This is a genomic window from Paraburkholderia sp. Ac-20347 (assembly GCF_017104805.1).
GTDB lineage: Bacteria > Pseudomonadota > Gammaproteobacteria > Burkholderiales > Burkholderiaceae > Paraburkholderia > Paraburkholderia tropica.
Genome location: NZ_JAAGPN010000352.1, coordinates 1 through 6,420 on the forward strand (window position 1 = coordinate 1; position 6,420 = coordinate 6,420).

The following is a 6,420-nucleotide window of genomic DNA, read 5'->3' on the forward strand; positions in this document are numbered from 1 at the left end:
CGCGTCCGCGTCCTATCTGTCGGCGCCCGCCGCGTACCGGCGCAAATGGCGCGGCTCGCTCGGCGGCCAGGCGCGGCGCAAGATCGGCCTCGCGTGGTCGGGCCGCATCCAGAAGCAGGAAAACCGCGCGCTGCCGCTCGCCGCGCTCGATCCGCTCTTCGCGCTCGACGGCATCGACTGGATCGTGCTGCAGCCGAATCTGACCGCCGCCGAGCACGCCGCGCTCGACGCCCATCCGCGCGCGCGCACGATTCATCGACTCGGCGACAAACTCGCCGACTTTGCCGACACCGCCGCCGTGATCGAGCGTCTCGACGCCGTGGTGTCCATCGACACGTCGATCGCCCACCTCGCGGGCGCGCTGGGCGCGAAACTCTGGCTGATGCTGCCGTTCGCCGCCGACTGGCGCTGGTTCACGGGCACCGACACGAGCCCGTGGTATCCGCGCGCGCGCCTCGTACGCCAGCCGCATCCGGGCGACTGGGACGCGGTCGTCGCGCACATCGCTCGGGCATTGCGCGAAGGCTGACGTCGCTCACGCCGCGCACATCACACGCCGCGCAGGCAATAAAAAACCCCGCATCCGCGGGGTTTTTTCGTTGGCGCTGTCGGCGCGTGATGTCTGCGACGTCAAACCGCCTTGTACTGATTGCGCGCTTCCGGCGTGCGATAGAGCACGAGCGTGGCGATCAGCCCGCAAATGCCCGCGACGCCCATCCACGCACCCGGCGCGGCCTTGTTGCCGCTCACGTGAATCAGATAGGTCGAGATCGCGGGCGTGAAACCGCCGATCGTCGTCGCGAGACTGTAGGCAAGCGAGAAGCCGGCCGTGCGCACGTCGGCGGGCATCACTTCGGTCAGCGCCACGACCATCGCGCCGTTATAGCAGCCGTAGAGGAACGAGAGCCACAGCTCGACCGTCAGCAGGCGGCCAAACGACGGATCGGCGACGAGCCATTGCACGGTCGGATAGGCGGTGAGGATCGTCAGAACGGTGAAGGTCAGCAGCACTGGACGACGGCCGACGCGGTCCGAAATCGCGCCCGAGACCGGCAGCCAGAACAGATTCGACAAGCCGATGCAGACGGTCACGACGAGCGTGTCGAGTTCGCCGAGCTTGAGCACTTCCTTGCCGAACGTCGGCGTATAGGCAGTGATCATGTAGAACGAGACCGTGGTCATGATGACCATGCCCATGCCGCCGAGCACGATGTTCCAGTTCTGCACCATCGACGCCATGATTTCGCTGATCGACGGACGATGCTTCTTCTTCGCGAATTCTTCGGTTTCCTGCAGCGAGCGGCGGATGATGAACAGGAACGGCACGATGAGGCAGCCGATGATGAAGGGCACGCGCCAGCCCCACGCCGTCATCTCCTCGACCGGCAGAATGCGATGCAGCAGCACACCGAGCAGCGCCGCGAACACCACGGCCACCTGCTGGCTGCCCGACTGCCACGACACGTAAAAGCCCTTGTTGCCCTTCGTCGCGATCTCGGACAGATAGACCGACACGCCGCCCAGTTCCACGCCCGCCGAGAAACCCTGCAGCAGACGTCCGAGCAGCACGAGCATCGGCGCGAGGAAACCGATCGTCGCGTAGCCCGGTACGACGGCGACCGCGAGCGTGCCGAGCGCCATCAGGCCGAGCGTGAGGATCAGGCCTTTGCGGCGGCCATGATGGTCGATGTAGGCGCCGAGGATGATCGCGCCGAGCGGCCGCACCAGAAAGCCCGCGCCGAACACGGACAGGGAGAGCATCAGCGAGGCGAAGGCGTTGTCGCTGGGGAAATAGGTCCGGGCGATCGCCGAAGCGTAATAGCCGTAGACCATGAAATCGTACATTTCCAGGAAGTTGCCGCTCGTTACGCGGAAAACAGTCCGGACTTTCGATTCGCTCGGTGCTGCGTGGGACGCGGTAGACATGACGTTCTCTGGTGGAGACAGCCGGAGGGTGGCCAGGACTGTGGCCATCGCCCGACTCAAAATCGGCCGCAACGTTCGGCCACAGCGCCCGGCGCGATCGCCTGTCATCGTGCGACGTTGAACACGCCAACGCGCGCGCGGGCGCGCCCGGCGGGCGCTCATTATCCGGCTGGCCCGGATCGCCATGTATCGGGGAAAACCTTACAACCGACGATCAACGTCCGTCATCGTCGCGCATTTCTTTCTAAATCCATTCGATTATTTCATTATGCTTTCGTGCTGATGCGCGCACTTTGCGGACGGCTGCCGCTGGCCTATCGTGCACAATACTGAGCCGATCCGGACTTTCGTCGGCAATGCGAACCGGGCCGCCCCTTCGCACCTGCCGACCACCGCCACGCATGCCCATCGCCGCTTCCCTGCTCCTGCGCCCGGCCACCGCCGCCGACGCCGACCTTCTTGCCGCCATGCATGCCGCCAGCTGGCAGGCGACCTATCGCGGCTTGCTGCCCGCCGCCTTTCTCGATCGCGAAGTCGGCGCCGAACGCGCCGCGTACTGGCGCGCGCGCATGGAAGCGCCCGGCGCGGATCGCCGCCTCGTGCTGATCGCCGAGATCGCCGCAGTCGACGTCGCGCTCAACCCGGCGGCCGAGGATGCTCCGCGCACAGCCGCCGGCTTCGTCTGCGTCGAGCGTCAGCCCGACTCGCCCTGGGGCGTGCTGCTCGACAATCTGCATGCACTGCCCGCGCATCAAGGCATCGGCGTGGGCAAGACGCTCATGGAGGCGGCCCAGCGCTGGGCGCGCGGACAAGGCGAATCGCAGCTCTATCTCTATGTGCTCGACGGCAATACGCCCGCGATCGCGTTTTATGAGCGCCAGGGCTGGGAGTACTCGGGCGCCGAACCCGACCAGATGGGCGGCGTCGACATTACGGCGCTGCGCTACGTCTATCGCCTCGACGCGCGCGAATAGTACGCGTCCGATCCTCGCCTTTTTTCAGACCTATCCGATAGACCCGAGACAGAGTCGCTCGCATCATTAAAAAGAATTGATTTCTTTAATGCGGCGCGCCATTGACCAGCTGATCGCGCGCTCGATCCATCACGGCATGCCTGCACCTGCCTTGCCGATGCAGCGAGAGACTCATGTCAACTTATCCATTAGTTCAGGTGGAAGGCGCGCTGGCCATGCCGCATATGCGCCCGCTCAACCGCGTCCCGCCGCCGTTTGGCCGCGAATGGGCGCTGATTCCGCCGCACTTCAGCCTGCGCACCGAACTCCACGCGCTTTACGCCGCCCTGCTGCGCACGGCCTGCCTGAGCGCCGAGGCGTTCCGCAAGGTCTGTCGGTGGGAAACCGGGCTGCGCACGCGTAGCGAAACGCATCGTCCTGCCGCCGCGCCGGTTGGCGCAACGTTGAATGTCGCGCAGGCCCAGCAGGCTGCCGCAGCCGCGTTGCAGCGCAAGACGGCTGGCGCTTCGCCCGCTGCAGCTGCGTCGCCGCTCGCGCCTCTCGAGCGTACGCCGCCGCGCAATCACAAGCTCACGGCCACCGCTGTCGGCATTGGCGGCGCGGCTGTGCTGGCGTGGATCGTCGCCAGCCATACGCAGCCTGGCGACAGCCGCAGCGCGTCGAAGGCAAGCGCCGATGTGCCAGCGAGCGTGCCCACGAACGCAGCCACCCATGCCCCGGCGAACGCGCCGGTCAATCACGGCGCGTCGGCGTCGCAACGGCTGGCCGAAGCGCGGGCGTCGCACGAGCTCAGTTATTCGGGCAGCGTCACCGCGAGCGCGCCGACGGTCGCCGCTCCGGTCAAGAGTTCAGCACCCAACACAGCGGACAAAACCGTAGCGGCCAGCGCGATCGTCGTTGCGCGGCAGCCCGATGCGGTGGTCGCGCCTTCGAAGGCAACGTCGGCGCCATCAGCTGCACCTGCTCCGCTCATCGCCGCGCGGCCAGCAGAGCCGATGCGCCCGTCCAGGGCCGCGAGCGTGCGCGTCGAACGGCACGACTACGCGGCGCAGACCAATCCGAACACCCCTTTGCGCGCCACGCTCACGCGCAAAGCCGAGCCGGCCAGCCGCGCCTCATCGACAAACAAAGCGCGTCACGTGCCGCTCGAATCGCGCGCGCGCTCCGCACGCGGCGACACCGGCCGCCACGTCGCGCATGAGTTCGCGCCGCTGCGCAGCGAGCCACTCGCCACGACGCGCCGCGCGCATGGAGCCTATTCCACGGCTGAGGCTTATTCTGCGCGTCAGCCGAGCGTTGAAGCGGCGAACGACTACGCGTCGATCACGACCTACGCCGTCACGCACGCCGCGCCGGCCAGCCGCGCATCGGCGCCCGTCGACAACACGGAATGGGTCAATCACGTTTCGCAGCGTCGCGTGACCGAGGTGCCGGAGCGCTTCTCGAAATAACGCCCAAATCACGCTGCACGACTCAGACGTCCGAAAAAAAGCCCGGCAATCTGCCGGGCTTTTTGCTCTTTGCGCTTTGCGCTTGTCATTTCGCGCCTCGCGCCTCGCGCCCTCCCGCGCCGCGCGTTATCGCCGCGATCCGGGCAAACCCATCTCGGTTTCGCGCTGCAACTGATCGACCTGATTCTGCAGCGTGCGCAACTGCACTTGCGCCTGCACCTTCTGCGCGTTGAGCGTCCGCGCGTCGACCTGCATCTGACGCTGATAATCGTCCACGCGCGCCTGCTGCGTGCGCGCCACGTCGAGGTCCGCCTGCAGACGGCGCGCGCGATCTTCGTTAATGGCGATCACACGTTCGATGAACGCCTTCTGCGCCTCCAGTTGCGTGCGGCGGATTTCCACGTCCGACAGCCGCTGCGTCTGCTGCGCGAAGTTGGCGTAGATGGCCTCCGCACGCGTTTCGTCCTGCGAACGGATCACGCGCCAGAAATGCTTGTCCTGAAACAGCACGATGTAATACGTCATCTCGGGCGGATAGAAAAACAGGCTCGCACCGTAGCTGGCGTTGTAGGTCGTGCGCATTTCCACGAGTTGCTGATCGTGGATGAGCTGCATCAGCGTGGCGACGTCGCCCTGCGTGGCGCCGAGCGTGGCCTGATCGTCCACGATATCGGCGCGCGGCGACGTGCCGGCCGGTTGGGGTGTCAGGCTGTCGAGCGACGGCCGGCTGCCGGCGACCGGCATGGCCTCGCTCGCGGGCGCGCCGGCCCATGCGGCCGCGCCATGCTGCATCAACAGGATGGCTGCGGCCCCCAACAAGGCGCGGCGCACGGGAAGGGTTTGCTTCATGACTGCCTGTTCCGTTGTCGATTCCGAGTAACCGCTTATTATCGCTGCCCGAAAATCTCAAAAACGGCAATAAATTCGGATAACCGAAGAATCCATCCGACGCTTATCCGATATCACTGACTCCCGGCCAGGAATTCGGGGCCAAGGCGCAGGAATGCGCAAAAAAAAAAGGGCGAATGTCTCGCCCTTTTTTATTCAGTCGCGCCGAGCATTACACGCTCAACCGAAGCTCAACCGAAGCACATCAGAAGCGCGTCTCGCGCGCCGAGCGCAGGAACGCGTCGAGCAGCGGCGTGCAGTCGAGCAGTTCGGCGCCGCCCGCGCGATGGAACTCGGGGTGCCACTGCACGCCCACCACGAACGGCGCGCGGCGATAGCGCACCGCTTCGATCAGTCCGTCACCGGCCGACACGGCCTCGACCGTGAGATCGCGGCCCAGCGTGCGCACCGCCTGATGGTGAATCGAGTTCACGATGGCCTCGCGGCGGCCCGGGAACATGCTCGCGAGCGACGAGCCCTCGGGGAACGTGACCGCATGCCGATGCTGATCGTAGTGCTCGCTCACGTGCACGCCCGCCGTCGGCACATCGGTGGCGATGTCCTGATACAGCGTGCCGCCGAATGCCACGTTGATGAGCTGACAGCCGCGGCACACGCCGAGCACCGGCTTGCCCGACTCGATGAATTCGTGCAGCAGTTCCAGTTCGTACATGTCGCGCACGCGGTCGCCGGGCCACTCGGGGCGCGCGGCGCTTTCGGCGTAGGTCTGCGGCGAGACGTCGGCGCCGCCTTGCAGCAGCAGGCCGTCGAGATGCTTCGCGTAATCGCGCAAACGGATATTGCTCGGATGCAGCATGCCCTGGTGGCCGACCGTCGGAATCATGAAGACGATCACGTCGCGCGACATGGCCCAGTGCGCGATCGACTCTTCCAGATATTGCAGCGTCTTGCCGCGCAGCCCCTGCGCGCCCGGCTCGGGGTGAAAGATGCGCGCCGAGACGCCGATGCGCAGCGTGCGCTGTGTGATGCGCTGCCCAGCGCGGTCGAAAAGCTGCCGTGCACGCGCCGCGATGATGCGTCCGAGCACCGACCACGCCGAATCGCTCGGCCGCAGATAGCGCGGCGGATCGGGCGGCAGCGCACCCGGCGGCGGCGGATTCTGCGCGCTGAAATCGGGCGCCTGACCAAAGCCCGCGGGCGCGGCGCCGGGCCGTGCGCCC

The 6,420-nt window shown here is 66.3% G+C and carries 6 protein-coding genes and 1 pseudogene; 4 read left to right on the plus strand and 3 right to left on the minus strand.

The annotated features are described in order from the left end of the window. A pseudogene (locus G3N97_RS35035) lies at positions 1-529 on the plus strand (hypothetical protein); the annotation flags it as partial. A 101-nt stretch (positions 530-630) separates the two neighbouring features. On the opposite strand, the gene G3N97_RS35040 reads toward G3N97_RS35035, so the two are convergent. Continuing rightward, positions 631-1,926: an MFS transporter gene (locus tag G3N97_RS35040; RefSeq protein WP_205997423.1), complete on the minus strand. Its 1,296-nt coding sequence runs from the start codon at positions 1,924-1,926 to the stop codon at positions 631-633. Between the two features lie 117 nt (positions 1,927-2,043). Between G3N97_RS35040 and G3N97_RS35045 the strand changes: the two genes are divergently transcribed. The 3 genes from G3N97_RS35045 (at position 2,044) to G3N97_RS35055 (ending at position 4,351) form a co-directional block, all read left to right on the plus strand. Beyond that, positions 2,044-2,259: a hypothetical protein gene (locus G3N97_RS35045; protein WP_205997424.1), complete on the plus strand. Its 216-nt coding sequence runs from the start codon at positions 2,044-2,046 to the stop codon at positions 2,257-2,259. Between the two features lie 68 nt (positions 2,260-2,327). Then, complete coding sequence (locus tag G3N97_RS35050) at positions 2,328-2,900, plus strand: GNAT family N-acetyltransferase (RefSeq protein ID WP_205997425.1); 573 nt, start codon at positions 2,328-2,330, stop codon at positions 2,898-2,900. Between the two features lie 173 nt (positions 2,901-3,073). Next, complete coding sequence (locus G3N97_RS35055; protein WP_205997426.1) at positions 3,074-4,351, plus strand: hypothetical protein; 1,278 nt, start codon at positions 3,074-3,076, stop codon at positions 4,349-4,351. A gap of 126 nt (positions 4,352-4,477) precedes the next feature. Here G3N97_RS35055 and G3N97_RS35060 read toward each other — a convergent pair whose 3' ends face one another. Together G3N97_RS35060 and G3N97_RS35065 are read right to left on the minus strand one after the other, a co-directional pair. Next, positions 4,478-5,200, minus strand: a complete 723-nt coding sequence (locus G3N97_RS35060) for a DUF2968 domain-containing protein (RefSeq protein WP_205997427.1) — start codon at positions 5,198-5,200, stop codon at positions 4,478-4,480. A 244-nt stretch (positions 5,201-5,444) separates the two neighbouring features. After that, the coding region (locus G3N97_RS35065) for a gamma-glutamyl-gamma-aminobutyrate hydrolase family protein (RefSeq protein WP_205997428.1) at positions 5,445-6,420 on the minus strand (976 nt) is incomplete at its 5' end.